The organism is Variovorax sp. V118, from assembly GCF_041154445.1.
GTDB classification, from domain to species: domain Bacteria; phylum Pseudomonadota; class Gammaproteobacteria; order Burkholderiales; family Burkholderiaceae_C; genus Variovorax; species Variovorax boronicumulans.
In genome coordinates this window covers 5,836,484-5,851,960 of record NZ_AP028663.1, presented here as the reverse complement: position 1 = coordinate 5,851,960, position 15,477 = coordinate 5,836,484, and the positions used below count along the sequence as shown (strand labels likewise).

14 protein-coding genes are annotated in these 15,477 nt (G+C 69.6%); 10 read left to right on the top strand and 4 right to left on the bottom strand.

What is annotated here, in order from left to right; translation table 11 throughout:
* Positions 1-20 precede the first annotated feature (20 nt).
* The 8 genes from ACAM52_RS27130 to ACAM52_RS27095 all read left to right on the top strand — a co-directional run bounded on the left by ACAM52_RS27130 (position 21) and on the right by ACAM52_RS27095 (position 9,711).
* On the top strand, positions 21-1,454 hold the full coding sequence (locus ACAM52_RS27130; RefSeq protein WP_159273472.1) for an ammonium transporter: 1,434 nt from the start codon (positions 21-23) through the stop codon (positions 1,452-1,454).
* Between the two features lie 202 nt (positions 1,455-1,656).
* Positions 1,657-2,586, top strand: a complete 930-nt coding sequence (locus ACAM52_RS27125) for an SMP-30/gluconolactonase/LRE family protein (RefSeq protein WP_369645080.1) — start codon at positions 1,657-1,659, stop codon at positions 2,584-2,586.
* An 18-nt stretch (positions 2,587-2,604) separates the two neighbouring features.
* The gene (locus tag ACAM52_RS27120; RefSeq protein ID WP_070063527.1) at positions 2,605-3,492 is read left to right on the top strand and encodes a LysR substrate-binding domain-containing protein; all 888 of its coding nucleotides are present in this window, start codon (positions 2,605-2,607) and stop codon (positions 3,490-3,492) included.
* 115 nt (positions 3,493-3,607) lie between these two features.
* Positions 3,608-5,269 (top strand): L-lactate permease, encoded by a 1,662-nt coding sequence (locus ACAM52_RS27115; protein WP_369645079.1) that lies wholly within the window; start codon positions 3,608-3,610, stop codon positions 5,267-5,269.
* Positions 5,270-5,283: 14 nt separating this feature from the next.
* On the top strand, positions 5,284-6,786 hold the full coding sequence (locus ACAM52_RS27110; RefSeq protein WP_369645078.1) for an FAD-linked oxidase C-terminal domain-containing protein: 1,503 nt from the start codon (positions 5,284-5,286) through the stop codon (positions 6,784-6,786).
* A gap of 7 nt (positions 6,787-6,793) precedes the next feature.
* Positions 6,794-7,918, top strand: a complete 1,125-nt coding sequence (gene glcE, locus ACAM52_RS27105) for a glycolate oxidase subunit GlcE (protein ID WP_369645077.1) — start codon at positions 6,794-6,796, stop codon at positions 7,916-7,918.
* Positions 7,919-7,940: 22 nt separating this feature from the next.
* Positions 7,941-9,179: a glycolate oxidase subunit GlcF gene (gene glcF / locus ACAM52_RS27100; RefSeq protein WP_369645076.1), complete on the top strand. Its 1,239-nt coding sequence runs from the start codon at positions 7,941-7,943 to the stop codon at positions 9,177-9,179.
* A gap of 97 nt (positions 9,180-9,276) precedes the next feature.
* Complete coding sequence (locus ACAM52_RS27095) at positions 9,277-9,711, top strand: carboxypeptidase regulatory-like domain-containing protein (protein ID WP_369645075.1); 435 nt, start codon at positions 9,277-9,279, stop codon at positions 9,709-9,711.
* A gap of 3 nt (positions 9,712-9,714) precedes the next feature.
* Here the strand turns inward: ACAM52_RS27095 and ACAM52_RS27090 are convergent, their stop codons facing one another.
* The 3 genes from ACAM52_RS27090 to lplT are packed head-to-tail and all read right to left on the bottom strand — an operon-like array spanning position 9,715 to position 12,471.
* Positions 9,715-10,203 carry a glutathione peroxidase gene (locus ACAM52_RS27090; protein WP_139703432.1) on the bottom strand — a complete coding sequence of 163 codons (489 nt, stop codon included), beginning with the start codon at positions 10,201-10,203 and terminating at the stop codon, positions 9,715-9,717.
* Positions 10,204-10,215: 12 nt separating this feature from the next.
* Positions 10,216-11,106 (bottom strand): DMT family transporter, encoded by an 891-nt coding sequence (locus ACAM52_RS27085; protein ID WP_062476897.1) that lies wholly within the window; start codon positions 11,104-11,106, stop codon positions 10,216-10,218.
* A 60-nt stretch (positions 11,107-11,166) separates the two neighbouring features.
* Positions 11,167-12,471 (bottom strand): lysophospholipid transporter LplT, encoded by a 1,305-nt coding sequence (lplT, locus tag ACAM52_RS27080; RefSeq protein WP_062476894.1) that lies wholly within the window; start codon positions 12,469-12,471, stop codon positions 11,167-11,169.
* Positions 12,472-12,642: 171 nt separating this feature from the next.
* Between lplT and alr the strand changes: the two genes are divergently transcribed.
* Complete coding sequence (gene alr / locus ACAM52_RS27075) at positions 12,643-13,740, top strand: alanine racemase (protein ID WP_095743190.1); 1,098 nt, start codon at positions 12,643-12,645, stop codon at positions 13,738-13,740.
* 1 nt (position 13,741) lies between these two features.
* Complete coding sequence (locus ACAM52_RS27070; protein ID WP_369645074.1) at positions 13,742-14,485, top strand: hypothetical protein; 744 nt, start codon at positions 13,742-13,744, stop codon at positions 14,483-14,485.
* Here the strand turns inward: ACAM52_RS27070 and ACAM52_RS27065 are convergent.
* Complete coding sequence (locus tag ACAM52_RS27065; protein WP_369647788.1) at positions 14,463-15,344, bottom strand: LysR family transcriptional regulator; 882 nt, start codon at positions 15,342-15,344, stop codon at positions 14,463-14,465. The two genes, ACAM52_RS27070 and ACAM52_RS27065, sit on opposite strands and share 23 nt — an antisense overlap.
* Positions 15,345-15,477 lie beyond the last annotated feature (133 nt).

The following is a 15,477-nucleotide window of genomic DNA, read 5'->3' as shown; positions in this document are numbered from 1 at the left end:
GGCCCGAAAGAACAACGACTATGAAAAAACTTCTTGTCTCTCTTGCGCTCGGCTTGAGCGTCTTCGTCGCCGGTACTTCGGCGCTGGCCCAGGCACCCGCCGCCACCCCTGAGGCACCGGCTGCATCGGCACCTGCTGCACCTGCCGCTGCCGCGCCCGCGCCTGCAGCAGCTGCGGCACCCGCTGCTGCGGAAGCTGCGCCCGCCGCACCGGCTGCCGCCCCCGCGCCCAAGGTCGACTCCGGCGACACCGCCTGGATGCTCACCTCGACCCTGCTCGTGATCCTGATGACCATTCCCGGCCTGGCGCTGTTCTACGGCGGCCTGGGCCGTTCCAAGAACATGCTGTCGGTGCTGATGCAGGTCTTCGTGATCTTCTCGCTCATCAGCCTGCTGTGGGCCATCTACGGCTACAGCCTGGCCTTCACGGGCGACGGCAACTTCTTCGGAAGCTTCGACAAGATCTTCATGAAGGGCATCACGCAGGAGACCTTCGGCGCGCTGACCACGATCCCCGAATACGTGTTCTTCGCCTTCCAGGGCACCTTCGCGGCCATCACCGTGGCGCTGATCGTCGGCGCTTTTGCAGAACGCGCCAAGTTCTCGGCCGTGCTGCTGTTCTCGGTGATCTGGTTCACCTTCAGCTACGTGCCCATGGCCCACATCGTGTGGGGCGGCGGCCTGCTGGGCAAGGACGGCGCGCTCGACTTCGCCGGCGGCACCGTGGTGCACATCAACGCCGGTATCGCCGGCCTGGTCGGTGCCTACATGGTCGGCAAGCGCGTGGGCTACGGCAAGGAAGCCTTCACGCCGCACTCGCTCACGCTCACCATGGTCGGCGCCTCGCTGCTGTGGGTCGGCTGGTTCGGCTTCAACGCCGGCTCGGCAGGTGCGGCCAACGCCGCCGCCGGCCTGGCCTTCGTGAACACGGTGCTCGCCACCGCCGCCGCGGCCCTGTCGTGGATCCTGGGTGAGAGCCTGCACAAGGGCAAGGCCTCGATGCTGGGCGCCGCATCCGGTGCCGTGGCCGGCCTCGTGGCCGTCACGCCCGCCGCCGGTTTCGTCGGCCCGATGGGCTCGATCGTGATGGGCCTGCTGGCCGGCCTGGTCTGCCTGTGGGGCGTGGGCGGCCTCAAGCGCATGCTCGGCGCGGACGACGCGTTCGACGTGTTCGGCGTGCACGGCGTGGGCGGCATCCTGGGTGCCATCCTGACCGGCGTGTTCGCCGCCAAGGGCCTGGGCGGCACCGGCGGCCTGACGCCCGACACCTTCTCGATGGGTGCGCAGGTCTGGATCCAGGTCAAGAGCGTGCTGTTCACCATCGTGTGGTCCGGCGTGGTCGCGTTCATCGCCTACAAGATCGCCGACCTGACCCTCGGCCTGCGTGTGTCGGAAGAAGAAGAGCGCGAAGGCCTCGACATCTCGTCCCACGGCGAAACGGCTTACAACCGCTGATTCGCACACAGACAGCGGGTGGTCCGGCACGGCGCCGGCCCCCGCGCTTCAAAGACCACCACCCTTTTCGATACAAAGAAGAACAACCACTCCCGGTTTTTTCAGGCGAGTCTCCTTTGGATGTTCAGCCCGCGAGCGCTTCGGCGTCAGCGGGCTTTTTTTTGCCCGCGGCCCGCGTGGCCGGGCGCACAATCGCCCCACCATGTGGACCTCCATCGAAGACAGCCTCTGCGAGCTGGGTGAATCGCCGTTCTGGCATCCGCACGAACGCGCGCTCTACTGGCTCGACATCCCGGGCCGCGCCGTGCTGCGCACGCGCGGCGAGATCGGTTCGCCCACGGCCACGGTCGAGCGATGGGCGCTGCCCACCGAGCCCGGCTGCATGGCGCCGGCACGCACGGGCGGCCTCGTGATCGCGCTGCGCGACGGCATCTACCGGGCCCGCGAGTGGGGTGGCAGCCTTGTGGCCATGGCGCGCGCGGAGCACGACGTGCGCACCATGCGCTTCAACGACGGCAAGTGCGACGCGCTCGGCCGCTTCTGGGCCGGCTCGCTCAACGAGGCCAAGGACCGCGCCAACGCCGCGCTCTACTGCTTCGACGCACGCCCCGGAGACGTCTCGCCCACCATCACGTCGATGCTGGAGCATGTCACCACCGCCAACGGCCTGGCGTTCTCACCCGACAACCGCACCCTGTACTGGGCCGACACCGCCGCGCACGTGGTGCGCGCCTGGGACTGGGACGCCGAGGCCAACACGCTGTCGCATGCGCGCGTGTTCCAGCAGTTCGACCCCAAGCCCGCGGGCTGGGTACCCAGCACGCCCACGCATTACGGCGGCCGCCCCGACGGCGCCACCGTCGACGCCGCCGGTCACTACTGGGTTGCGATGTTCGAAGGCGCGCAGCTGCTGCGCTTTGCGCCCACGGGCGAGCGCGTGGCCGCCATCGCGGTGCCGGTGCAGTGCCCGACCATGCCCTGCTTCGGCGGCGACGACCTGCGCACCCTGTTCGTCACCAGCGGACGCAAGGGCCGCCCGGCCGACGAGCTGGTGCAGCGCCCGGCCTCGGGCACCGTGCTCTCGATGCGCGTCGACACGCCGGGCCTGCCCGTGAATTTCTTCGAAGACTGAGTCGGGCCGCTGCCGAGGATGGCCCTGCACCACATCCCCCCGATCCAATGCCTGCTGACCTTCGAGGCCGTCGCGCGCCTGCGGCATGCGGGCCGCGCGGCCGACGAGCTGTGCGTGACGGCCAGCGCCGTGAGCCACCGCATCCGCCAGCTCGAGGCGCACGTGGGCTTCAAGCTCTTCGGTCGCAGCGACTTCAGCCTCACGGCCGACGGCGCGGCCTACCTGGCGAACGTGCGCGTCGGCCTGGCCGCGCTGCAACAGGCCACGCCCGGCAGCCGTGACGCGGCGCTGCGCGCGCCGCGCCTGAGCGTGGCGGTCACGCCCACCTTCAGCCGCCAGTTTTTGATGCCGCGGCTGGAGCTCTTTCGCAACCTCTACCCCGACATCGAGCTGGCGCTGCATGTGTCGATCCCGCTGCTCGACGTCACGGCCGAGCAGACCGACCTGCAGGTGCGCTACGGCATCGGCGCGTACGCGGACTGCGAGCACCGCCTGCTCATCGCCGAGGACGTGGTGCCCGCCTGCAGCCCGAGCTACCTGAACGAGTTCGGGCCCTTCGACGGCTTTCGCACCGCGGCCGAGATCGCCAGCGCGCGGCTGATCCGCAGCCCGCTCGAGCCCTGGGGCACCTGGTTCGCGAGCTGCGGCATCGACCAGCCCGAGCCGCACCTGGGCGCGCAGTTCAACGACCTGGGCCTGGTCTACGACGCGGCCGCCAGCGGCTTCGGCGTGGCGCTGGTGCGACAGAAGCTGGGCGCCGCCTGGTTCGAATCGGGCCGGCTGGTGGCGCTGTCGGAACGGCCCGTGCCCTCGCCGCACCGCCACTACATCTGCTGGCAGCCGGGCACGCTGGAGCGCTGGGAGTGCGCGGCCTTCGTCGACTGGATCGTTCAGACGCTGCACTGACCGACAGGTCTGCCCGACAAATTTTTATCAAGGTCCGGGCAAAAAACCTTCAATCCGGACGACGCGCTTCTCCCTAGAGTGCGGGGCACAACAACAGCCTCCCCGGAGACAACGCATGACCTGGCAGCAGATCTACGACCCGTTCGGCAACATGAACATTTCCACCGCGCTCGCCGCGATCCCGGTGGTGGTGATGCTCGCGTGCCTCGGCTTCTTCCACATCAAGGCCCACATCGCCGCCGGCCTGGGCCTGCTGGCGGCCCTGGCCGTCGCCGTGTTCGCCTACGGCATGCCGGCCGAGATGGCCGGGCGCGCCGCGCTGTTCGGCGGCTTCACGGGCCTGCTGCCGATCGGCTGGATCGTGCTGAACATCATCTTCCTGCAGCAGCTGGCCGAACAGAACGGCAGCTTCAAGGTGCTGCAGGACTCGCTCTCGGGCATCACCGAAGACCGCCGCATCCAGCTGCTGCTGATCGCCTTCTGCTTCGGCGCCTTCTTCGAGGGCGCGGCGGGCTTCGGCACGCCGGTGGCGGTCACGGCCGGCATCCTGATCGGGCTGGGCTTCTCGCCACTGGCCGCCTCGGGCCTCTCGCTGATCGCCAACACGGCGCCGGTGGCCTTCGGCGCGCTCGGAACGCCGGTGATCACGCTGGCCAAGGTGCACGGCTACGACCTGATGGAAGTCACCGCGATGATCGGGCGCCAGCTGCCGTTCTTCTCACTGCTGGTGCCGTTCTGGCTGGTCTGGGCCTTCGCCGGACGCAAGGCGATGATGGAAGTCTGGCCGGCCATCCTGGTCACGGGCGTGTCGTTCGCGGTGCCGCAGTACCTGGTGTCGAACTTCATCGGCCCCGAGCTGGTCGACATCATCGCGGCCATCGTGTCGATGGCCAGCCTGGTGCTGTTCCTGCGCGTGTGGCAGCCCAAGAACGTGTGGCGCTCGCCCTCGCTGCGCGGCAAGGACGTGAGCGCGCACGAGGCCAAGCCGCCGGCGGCCATCGTCGTGCACAGCCGCGAAGCGCTGGTGCGCGCGTGGATGCCCTGGGTGATCCTCTCGGTGTTCGTCTTCATCTGGGGCCTGCCCTCGGTGAAGACCGCGCTCAACGGCGTCTTCGCGCCCTCGTTCCCGATGGGCGGGCTGCACAACCTGATCGAGAAGATGCCGCCGGTGGTCACCGCGCCCACGAAGGAAGGCGCGGTGTACGTGCTGAACCTGCTGTCGGCCACGGGCACCGGCATCCTGCTGTCGGCGATCGTGAGCGCGCTGTTCATGAAGTACAACCCGGTCGAGATCGTGCGCACCTTCGTGCGCACGCTCTGGATGGTGCGCTACTCGCTCATGACCATCGTGCTGATGCTCGCGCTGGGCACGCTCACGCGCTACTCGGGCACCGACACCACGCTGGGTCTGGCGTTCGCCAACACCGGCGTGTTCTATCCCTTCTTCGGCACGCTCATGGGCTGGATCGGCGTGGCCATGACGGGCTCCGACACCGCGTCGAACGTGCTCTTCGGCGGCATGCAGAAGGTCGCGGCCGAGCAGCTCGGCCTGGCGCCCAACCTCATGGGCGCGGCCAACAGCTCGGGCGGCGTGATGGGTAAGATGATCGACGCCCAGTCGATCGTGGTGGCCTCCACCGCCACGCGGTGGTTCAATCACGAAGGCGACATCCTGCGCTACGTGTTCTTCCACTCGATCGCGCTGGCCTCGCTGGTCGGCCTGTACGTGACGCTGCAGGCCTATGTGTGGCCATTCACCCTGATGGTCGTCCGCTGAAAGTTGTTCCCGCCATGAATGCTCCCGTCACACCCGACCAGCACGCGCAGCTGTCGAAGGCGGAGCGCCAGGCGCAGGTGGTGCGGGCGCTGCAGGCGCACCTGCCCGCGCATGCGCTCATCTGGCACGCCGAAGACACCACGCCCTACGAGTGCGACGGCCTCACGGCCTACCGCCAGCGCCCGCTGGTGGTGGCCCTGCCCGAGACCGAGGCGCAGGTGGCCGCCGTGCTGCGCGCCTGCCATGCGCTGGCCGTGCCGGTGGTGGCGCGCGGCGCCGGCACCGGGCTCTCGGGCGGTGCCATGCCGCACGCGCTGGGCGTGACGCTGTCGCTGGCCAAGTTCAACCGCATCCTGAAGGTCGACCCGGTGAGCCGCACGGCCGTCGTGCAGTGCGGCGTGCGCAACCTCGCGATCAGCGAGGCCGCCGCGCCCTTCAACCTGTACTACGCGCCCGATCCGTCGAGCCAGATCGCCTGCACCATCGGCGGCAACGTGGCCGAGAACTCGGGCGGCGTGCACTGCCTCAAGTACGGCCTCACGCTGCACAACGTGCTGCGCGTGCGCGGCTTCACGGCCGAGGGCGAGGCGATCGAGTTCGGCGGCGAGGCGCTCGATGCGCCGGGGCTCGACCTGCTCGCATTGGCCATCGGCAGCGAAGGCATGCTGGCCGTGACCACCGAGGTCACGGTGAAGCTCGTGCCCAAGCCGCAGCTGGCGCGCTGCATCATGGCCAGCTTCGACGACGTGCGCAAAGCCGGCGACGCGGTCGCGGCGGTGATCGCGGCGGGCATCATCCCGGCCGGCCTGGAGATGATGGACAAGCCCATGACCGCCGCCGTCGAAGACTTCGTGCACGCGGGCTACGACCTCGACGCCGCCGCCATCCTGCTGTGCGAATCGGACGGCACGCCGGAAGAAGTGGAAGAAGAAATCGGCCGCATGACCGAGGTGCTGCGCGGCTGCGGCGCCACCGCCATCGCCGTGAGCACCAGCGAGGACGAGCGCATGAAGTTCTGGAGCGGGCGCAAGAACGCCTTTCCGGCGTCGGGCCGCATCAGCCCCGACTACATGTGCCTGGATTCGACCATCCCGCGCAAGCGGCTCGCCGACATCCTGCTGGCGATCCAGGAGATGGAGAAAAAATACAACCTGCGCTGCTGCAACGTGTTCCACGCGGGCGACGGCAACCTGCACCCGCTGGTGCTGTTCGATGCCAACGACCCCGACGAGCTGCACCGCTGCGAGCTGTTCGGCGCCGACATCCTCGAGACCAGCGTCGCCATGGGCGGCACCGTCTCGGGCGAGCACGGCGTGGGCGTGGAAAAGCTCAACAGCATGTGCGTGCAGTTCACCGCGGCCGAGAACGAGCAGATGTTCGGCATCAAGCGCGCCTTCGACCCCGCCGGGCTGCTCAACCCCGGCAAGGTGATTCCCACGCTGCAGCGCTGCGCCGAGTACGGCAAGGAAGTGGTGCGCGGCGGCCGGCTGGCGCATCCCGACCTGCCGAGATTCTGAGAGCTTCATGAACACGGATACCGCCCTCCAGCAGGTCGTCGAGCGCGTGCGCGCCGCCGCGGCCGATGCCACATCGCTGCGCCTGCGCGGCGGCGGCACCAAGGATTTCTACGGCCAGCCGCCGCGCGGCGAGCTGCTCGACCTGCGCGCGCTCGCCGGCATCACGAGCTACGAGCCGAGTGAACTGGTCGTCACCGTGCGTGCCGGCACGCCACTGGCCGAGCTCGAGGCCGCGCTCGCCGAACAGGGCCAGTGCCTGCCGTTCGAGCCGCCGTGTTTTGTCGATGGCGGCACGGTGGGCGGCATGGTCGCCGCCGGCCTCAGCGGCCCGGCGCGCGCCAGCGTGGGCGCGGTGCGCGACTACGTGCTCGGCGCCACGCTCGTCAACGGCCGCGCCGAGGTGCTGAGCTTCGGCGGCCAGGTGATGAAGAACGTCGCCGGCTACGACGTCTCGCGCGTGTTGGCCGGCTCGCTCGGCACGCTGGGCGTGATCGCCGAAGTGAGCCTCAAGGTGCTGCCCGTGGCGCCCGCCGAGGCCACGCTCGCCTTCGCCTGCAGCCAGGCCGATGCGCTGCGCCTGCTCAACGAGTGGGGCGGGCGCCCGCTGCCGCTGAACGCGAGCAGCTGGTTCGAACACGCGCCCGGCGCAGGCGTGCTGCGGCTGCGGCTGCGCGGTGCCGTGGCGGCCGTCGAAGCCGCCTGCGCGCAGCTCGGCGGCGAGCGCCAGGACCCGGTGCGCGCGGCCGCCGGCTGGGCCGCGCTGCGCGACCAGCGCATGCCGTGGTTCGCACTCGACGCCGACGGTTCGCTCGCGCTGTGGCGCCTGTCGGTGCCGCAGACCGCGCCGGTGATCGCCATCGACGGCTGCGCCGCGCCGCTGGTCGAGTGGCACGGCGGGCAGCGCTGGTACCTCGCGCCGCCCGCACAGGCCGCGCGCCTGCGTGAAGCCGCGCAGGCAGCGGGTGGCCACGCCACGTTGTTCCGCGTGCCCGCAGCGCAAGCGGCGGATTGCGACGTGCCGCGCTTCGACGCATTGAGCGCGCCGGTGGCACGCATCCATCGCGCGCTGATGCAGGAGTTCGATCCGCACGGGGTCTTCGACCGCGGCCGGCTCTTCGCAGGCGACCAATAAGAAAAGAAACGACACCCCCGCGATGCAAACCGAACTAGCCCCCGAATTCCGCGACACCGACGCGGGCCGCGAAGCCGAAGCCATCCTGCGCAAGTGCGTGCACTGCGGCTTCTGCACTGCCACCTGCCCGACCTACCAGCTGCTCGGCGACGAGCTCGACGGGCCGCGCGGGCGCATCTACCTCATCAAGCAGGTGCTCGAAGGCCACGCGCCGACGCGCAGCACGCAGCTGCACCTCGATCGCTGCCTCACCTGCCGCAACTGCGAGAGCACCTGCCCGAGCGGCGTGCAGTACGGGAACCTGGTCGACATCGGCCGCAAGATCGTCGATGAGAAAGTGCCGCGCCCCGCCATGGAGTCGGCCACGCGCTGGCTGCTGAAGGAGGCGCTGCCGTCGCCGCTGTTCGGCCCCGCGATGAAGCTCGGCCAATCCGTGCGCGGCCTGCTGCCCGAAGCACTGAAGGCCAAGGTGCCCGCCCAGCAGGACGCCGGCCGCTGGCCCACCGCCACGCATGCGCGCAAGGTGCTGATGCTCGCGGGCTGCGTGCAGCCGTCGATGGCCCCGAACATCAACAGCGCGACCGCGCGCGTGCTCGACGCGGCCGGCATCCAGGCCGTGATTGCGCCCAAGGCGGGTTGTTGCGGCGCCGTGAAGTTCCACCTCAACGACCAGGAGGGCGGCAAGGCGCAGATGCGCGCCAACATCGATGCGTGGTGGCCCTTCGTCGAAGGCAACGAGGTCGAGGCGATCGTGATGAACGCCTCGGGCTGCGGCGTCACCGTGCGCGAGTACGGCCACCTGCTGCAGCACGACGCGGCCTATGCCGCCAAGGCCGCGCGCATCAGCGCCCTCACGCGCGACCTGAGCGAGCTGCTGCCCGAGCTCGTGCCTGCATTGCAGGGCCGCGTGCGCGCGCCCGAAGGCGTGGTCGCCTACCACCCGCCCTGCACGCTGCAGCACGGCCAGAAGCTGCGCGGCGGCGTCGAGACGCACCTGCGCGCGCTCGGCTTCGACGTGCGCGTGGCGATGAATGAATCGCACCTGTGCTGCGGCTCGGCCGGTACGTATTCGGTGCTGCAGCCCGAGCTGGCCTACCCGCTGCGCGACCGCAAGCTCGGCCACCTGAAGCAGCTGCAGCCCACGACCATCGCCTCGGCCAACATCGGCTGCATCACGCACCTGCAAAGCGGCAGCGGCGACACGCCCGTGCGGCACTGGGTCGAGCTGCTCGACGCGGCGCTGCAGACACCGGCAGGGTAGGGCGCGCGCGCACGGCAGGGTACGTTGCCGTCCGACGTGCGCACCGCGCGTCGGGGCGCATCATGGCGGACCGAAGACGCTGCAAGGAGTTCGTGCCATGTCTTTCGTTTCTGCTTTTTCGCTGCGCCGTGCGTTGCTCGCTGCCGCCTGCATCGCAGGCACCGTCGCCGCGCAGGCGCAGCAGCCGCCCTCGGCCCTGCCGCCCTGGCAGGGCATCGGCACCACGCGCTATGTGTGCGGCGGCATCGGCTCCGACGAGTCGAACGCCATGCGCGCCGCCACGAAGAACCATCCGCTGTCGCTGCTGTTCGCGCGCGCCGACGGGGCGTACCTGGCCAACCTGAATGTCGCGATCAAGGGCGGCGACGCGAACTCGTCCGCCGCCATGGCCTTCACCGCCACCGGCCCGGTGTGCCTCATCGACCTGCCGGCGGGGCGCTATGTGATCGACGTGAGCACGTCGACGGGCGAGACAAAAAGCCAGACCGTGACGGTCGGCGGCGCGCCGAAGAGCGCCGACTTCCGCTTCTGAACTTCAGCCGGCGGCCAGCGCCGCCTCGATGTCGCGCGTGAGCGAGGCCGGCGTGTCCAGTGGCGCGTAGCGCTTGAGCACCGCGCCGTCGCGCCCGACCAGGAACTTGGTGAAGTTCCACTTGATGGCCGTGCTGCCCAGCAGGCCCGGCTTTTCCTTGGTGAGCCACTGGTACAGCGGCAGCGCGTTGCTGCCGTTGACGTCGATCTTCTCCATCATCGGGAAGCTCACGCCGTAGTTGGTCATGCAGAAGGCGCCGATTTCCTCGTTGGTGCCCGGGTCCTGCCCGCCGAACTGGTTGGAGGGAAAGCCCAGCACCGCGAGGCCCTGGTCGGCGTACTTTTCGTGCAGCGCTTCCAGGCCTTCGAACTGCGGCGTGAAGCCGCAATTGCTCGCCGTGTTGACGATCAGCAGCACCTTGCCGCGGAAGGTCGAGAGCTTCACCGGCTTGCCGTCGATGCGGGTGGCCTGGAAGTCGTAGACGCTGGTCATGGAGAGAGCTCCTCAGGTGGACGCGGAAACGCCATCATCGCGCGCGGGCGGGGTTCGCGCAAACGCCGACCACACCGCGCCCAGCACGATCAGCGCGCCGCCGACGAGGATGCGCGAGTTCATGGTCGACGCGCCCAGCGCCACCGACGAGACGCTGGCGAACAGCACTTCCGACAGCATGATCACCGAGGTCGCGCTGGCCGCCAGCTTCGGCGCGCCGTACTGCAGGCACACGTTGGCGACGATGAAGCCCGTGCCCAGCAGCGCGGCCCAGCCCAGCCAGCCGGGCGAGGCGAGCAGCGGTGAATCGATGCCACCGAACGCGGTGCCGCTCACCGCGCCGACGCCCGCCACCACGGTGCAGCCCCAGAACATCGCCAGCGCGCGCGACTCGCCCGGCGCATGCCGCAGGTGGCGCAGCACGATGTTGGTCACGGCAAAGCCGAAGCCCGCCGCCACGCCCAGCCAGTCGGGCAGGCTCGAGGGCACCGGCCAGTCGGTGCCCGGCGCCTTCAGCACCACCACCACGCCGGTGAGCGCCAGCGCCACGCGCATCAGCGCGCCGCCCGTGGGCCGTTCGCCCAGCAGCAGCCAGGCCAGCAGCACGCTCCACAGCGGCATCAGATAGAACAGCAGCACCACGCGCACCACGTCGCCCTGCGTCACGGCCCAGTTGAAACCCACGTTGGTGAAGCCCGCCGCCAGGCCCAGAGCCACCAGCATCGGGAACGCGGCAAAGGCCTTCCAGGCGTGCCGGCGCACGAGGCCCATCGCCGTGGCGATGACGAGGTAGATCAGGCAGGTGGTCCACAGCGGATGCAGGCCGTGGCTGGCGATCTGGCGGAACGGAATCCACGAAACGCCCCACACGAAGGCGTTGAACATCAGGGCGAGGGCGGGCATGGGGCGTTGGAGTGGGGGCGCTCGGCGCGCCGGCCATTGCACCAACGCGGTCGCGCGAAATCAGTGGTGCTTGTCGCTGCGGGCGATCGCGAGGAGGTGCTCGACTTCCTCAGGATACTTCTTGAGGTTGTTCTCGTGCCAGCGCTTGATGATCCACATGCAGCCCGCCACCACGAGGCCGAAGGCGCTGATGGCACCGTAGGCCGACAGGCCCAGGCCCGTGCACACGCTGTAGAAGCCGCCCAGCAGAAGGATGCAGGCCTGCTCGTTGAAGTTCTGAACGGCGATGGAGCGGCCCGCGCCCATCAGGTTGTGGCCGCGGTGCTGCAGCAGCGCGTTCATCGGCACCACCAGGAAGCCGCCCAGGCCGCCCAGGATGATCAGGAACGGCACCGCCAGCCAGACGTTGCCGATGAAGTTCATGCAGATCACCATGAGGCCCATCGCGATGCCCATGGGGATCACGCGCGTGGCCATGTCCAGCCGCATGTACATCGAGGCCACGATGGCGCCCACCGCGGTGCCGATGGTGACCACGCCGGTCAGCGCCGAGGCCTGGGTGGTGTTGTATTCGAGCGCCACGGCGGCCCAGGCCAGCACGATGTACTTGAGGTTGCCGCCCGCGCCCCAGAACAGCGTGGTGGTCGCCAGCGAGATCTGGCCCAGCCGGTCGCGCCACAGGCGGGCGTTGCAATGCCAGAAGTCGGGCAGCAGGCCGGCCAGGTTGCGCACCATGCTCTGCTCGGGGTTGGAGCGCAGCGGGCGCATCTCGACGCCGGTGTGCGGGATGCGGGTGTTGAACCAGGCCGCGAGCACGTAGACGAAGATCAGCACCGCAATGGCGGCTTCGGCCGGCGAGTCGATGCCGGTGTCGATGAACGGCAGGTCGATCAGCAGCAGCTGGCTGGACACCGCATGGCCCACCAGCATGCCGCCGAGCACGATGCCCAGCAGGATCGAGGCGATGGTCAGCCCTTCGATCCAGCCGTTGGCCTTGACCAGCTGCGACGACGGCAGCAGCTCGGTGAGGATGCCGTACTTGGCCGGCGAGTAGGCGGCGGCGCCCAGGCCCACGATGGAGTACGACAGCAGCGGGTGCGAACCGAACAGCATCATCAGGCAGCCCACGACCTTGATCGCGTTGCTGATGAACATCACCTTGCCCTTGGGCAGCGCGTCGGCAAAGGCGCCCACCAGCGGGGCCAGCACCACATAGAAGACCGCGAAGATCGGCACCAGGGCGGCCCGCTGCCATTCGGGGGCGCCCGAACTTCGCATGAGATCGACGGCAACGACGAAAAGCGCTTGGTCGGCCAGCGACGAAAAGAACTGGGCCGACATGATCGTGTAAAAACCGCGCTTCATCGATGGGCTGGCTGGCCAGAGGGTCTGCTGGCGGTAGTGAAAAAGTGTCGCGTCAGGCGCGAATGGGCGGTTATAGCATGGGGGTACGACGCGAATTCAGGCATCCCCACGGGATTCGACCCCATTCCCGAAGATGCTAAAACGTGGTCTGAAACCACCCCAACACCCGCCATGCCGCGCCCCATTCTCGCCACCGTCCACACCGCCGCCCTGCGCCACAACCTCGACCGCGCCCGCCGCTCGGCCGTCGACGCCCGTGTCTGGGCCGTGGTCAAGGCCAATGCCTACGGGCACGGCATCGAGCGTGTCTTCGAGGGCCTGCGCGGCGCCGACGGCTTTGCGCTGCTCGACCTGGCCGAGGCCGAGCGCGTGCGCGCGCTGGGCTGGCGCGGCCCGGTGCTGCTGCTCGAAGGCGTGTTCGACGCGCGCGACCTGGAGCTGTGCTCGCGCCTGGACCTGTGGCATTCGGTGCACTGCGACGAGCAGATCGACATGCTCGCGGCCCACAAGACCCTCAAGCCGCAGCGCGTGTTCCTGAAGATGAACTCCGGCATGAACCGCCTGGGCTTCTCGCCCGAGCGCTTCGGCTCGGCCTGGACCCGCCTCAATGCGCTCCCGCAGGTCGACGAGATCTCGCTCATGACGCACTTCAGCGACGCCGACGGCCCGCGCGGCATCGAGCACCAGCTGGAGGTGTTCGAGCGCGCCACGCGCGACCTGCCCGGCGAACGTTCCATCGCCAACAGCGCGGCCACGCTGCGCCATGCGCCGCGCACGCGCGGCGACTGGGTGCGCCCCGGCATCGTGCTGTACGGCAGCGCCCCCGATTTTCCCGAGCACGACGCGGCGCACTGGCAGCTGCAGCCGACCATGACGCTGTCGACCCGGCTCATCTCGGTGCAGACGCTGAAGGCCGGCGACACCATCGGCTACGGCTCGCGCTTCGCGGCCGACGGCCCGCTCACCATCGGCATCGCGGCGGTCGGCTATGCCGACGGCTACCCGCGCCACTGCGACACCGGCACCCCGGTGCTGGTGAACGGCGTGCGCACCCGCATGGTGGGCCGCGTGAGCATGGACATGATCACCGTCGACCTCACGCCCGTGCCCGACGCCGCCTTCGGCGCCGAGGTCACGCTGTGGGGCCGCTCGGCCCTGACCGGCGCGGTGCTGCCCATCGACGAGGTGGCGCAGGCCGCCGGCACCGTCGGCTACGAACTCATGTGCGCGGTCGCGCCGCGGGTGCCTTTCGCACCCGCCGACGAATGACGTGAAGGTTCTTTCCAACTGGCGCTCCGTGCGCCTGTGGGAAACGCAGGTCGAACGCGACCTGCACCGCGATCACAGCCTGCGCACGCACGGCCTGCTGATCGGCACTTTCACGCTGCTGCTGATGTGGGGCGTCTCGGCGCTGCAGATGCACCTGCTGCATGTCGAGTCGCTGGCCGTGCGCTACCTCGTCACGCTGGGCGTGGGCTACGTCGGCTACCTGTGCGTGCTGCGCTGGTGGGCGCAGCGGCTGGTGGAGCGGCGCACCGAGATCGAGGCGCCCGAAGACCTGGGCATCACCAGGGACGGCACTGACGATCCGGGGTGCGCGACCGACGCCGACGCCGCCGACGGCGGCAGCGCACTCTCCGACGTGGCCAGCGGCGCGCTCGACGCCGCGGGCAGCGCCGACGAAGGCGCGATCATCGTCGTGCCGGTGCTCGCCATCTTCCTGCTGTGCGTGGCCGTCGTGCTCGGCGCGGGCTCGCTCGTGCTGCTGTACTTCAGCTGGGACGCGCTGCTGGCCGTGGCGATCGAGGTCGCCTTCTCCTACGTGTCGGCCCGCGCCGCGGTGCGCGTGGCGCGCGAAGGCTGGCTCATGGCGGCGGTGCGGCTCACCTGGAAGCCGCTGCTGGGCGCCGTGGTCTGCGCGGTGGCGCTGGGGGCGCTCATCGACCACTTCATGCCGCACGTCCACTCGCTGCCCGAAGCCGTGCGCGTGCTCACGGGGAAGGCACCGCGCTGAGCAGGTGCTCGACCAGCACCCGGCACTTGGGCGGCAGGTAGCGGCTGGGCGGGTACATCAGCCACGCGTGCCCCTGGTAGCTGCCCTGCAGCGTCCAGTCGGGCAGCACGCGCACCACGCGGCCCTCGTCCAGCGCCTCGCGCGCCGTGAAGGCCGGCACGCAAGCCACGCCCAGGTCCGCGAGCGCGCCATCGAGCCGCATCTCGCTGTGGTTGCAGACGTAGCGGCCGTCCACCACCACCTCGACCTCGTCTTCACCGTCTTTTCGGAAGCGCCAGTGGTTGTCGCGCTCGTGCTCGCCCAGCGACAGGCAGCTGTGCGCGCGCAGGTCGTGCGGGTGCGCGATAGCGGCGTGGCGCGCCAGGTAGGCCGGCGTGGCGCACAGGATGTGCTCGACCGCCATCAGCCGCCGCGCCACCAGCCCCTCGGGCGGCGCCGTGGTCAGCCGCACCACGAGGTCGACGCCTTCGCGGATCGGGTCGATGTCGCGGTCGGCCACGATCAGCTGCACGTCCACTTCCGGATAGGCGCGCAGAAAGTCGAGCAGGTGCGGATGCAGCACGCGCCGCGCAAAGGCCTTCGGTGCGCTCAGGCGTACCCGGCCGGTGGGCGTGCGCGCGAACTGCGCGCCGATGTCCATCGCGCCCTGCGCCGCCGCCACCAGCTCGCGGCAGCGTGCAAAAGCCTCGGCGCCGGGCTCCGTGAGCCGCAGCTGGCGCGTGGTGCGCTGCAGCAGCTGCACGCCGATCTCCTGTTCGAGCCGCTTCACCTGCCGGCTCGCGGCCGAGGGCGTGATGCCCAGCAGGTCGGCCGCGGCCGAGAAGCTGCCCAGTTCGGCGACCCGCACGAAGGTGACCATCTCGGGCAGCACCTTGAGAAATGAATTCGTTCCGACCACGCAAGAGTCCTGTTCCGGCCGACGGCTGTGCGGCCCTGGTGCCGCCCGGAACAATGCGCCTTCTCTTCTTCTTTCAGGCGCCCCGGGCCGCGGG

Excerpts from the sequence above, each read along its gene's own strand:
- ACAM52_RS27095 (WP_369645075.1), top strand. The coding sequence starts at position 9,277 with ATGTCTTTCGTTTCTGCTTTTTCGCTGCGCCGTGCGTTGCTCGCTGCC.
- ACAM52_RS27085 (WP_062476897.1), bottom strand. The coding sequence starts at position 11,106 with ATGCCCGCCCTCGCCCTGATGTTCAACGCCTTCGTGTGGGGCGTTTCG.
- ACAM52_RS27125 (WP_369645080.1), top strand. The coding sequence starts at position 1,657 with ATGTGGACCTCCATCGAAGACAGCCTCTGCGAGCTGGGTGAATCGCCG.
- ACAM52_RS27110 (WP_369645078.1), top strand. The coding sequence starts at position 5,284 with ATGAATGCTCCCGTCACACCCGACCAGCACGCGCAGCTGTCGAAGGCG.
- ACAM52_RS27115 (WP_369645079.1), top strand. The coding sequence starts at position 3,608 with ATGACCTGGCAGCAGATCTACGACCCGTTCGGCAACATGAACATTTCC.
- glcF (WP_369645076.1), top strand. The coding sequence starts at position 7,941 with ATGCAAACCGAACTAGCCCCCGAATTCCGCGACACCGACGCGGGCCGC.
- glcE (WP_369645077.1), top strand. The coding sequence starts at position 6,794 with ATGAACACGGATACCGCCCTCCAGCAGGTCGTCGAGCGCGTGCGCGCC.
- alr (WP_095743190.1), top strand. The coding sequence starts at position 12,643 with ATGCCGCGCCCCATTCTCGCCACCGTCCACACCGCCGCCCTGCGCCAC.
- ACAM52_RS27065 (WP_369647788.1), bottom strand. The coding sequence starts at position 15,344 with ATGGTCACCTTCGTGCGGGTCGCCGAACTGGGCAGCTTCTCGGCCGCG.
- ACAM52_RS27130 (WP_159273472.1), top strand. The coding sequence starts at position 21 with ATGAAAAAACTTCTTGTCTCTCTTGCGCTCGGCTTGAGCGTCTTCGTC.
- ACAM52_RS27120 (WP_070063527.1), top strand. The coding sequence starts at position 2,605 with ATGGCCCTGCACCACATCCCCCCGATCCAATGCCTGCTGACCTTCGAG.
- lplT (WP_062476894.1), bottom strand. The coding sequence starts at position 12,471 with ATGAAGCGCGGTTTTTACACGATCATGTCGGCCCAGTTCTTTTCGTCG.
- ACAM52_RS27090 (WP_139703432.1), bottom strand. The coding sequence starts at position 10,203 with ATGACCAGCGTCTACGACTTCCAGGCCACCCGCATCGACGGCAAGCCG.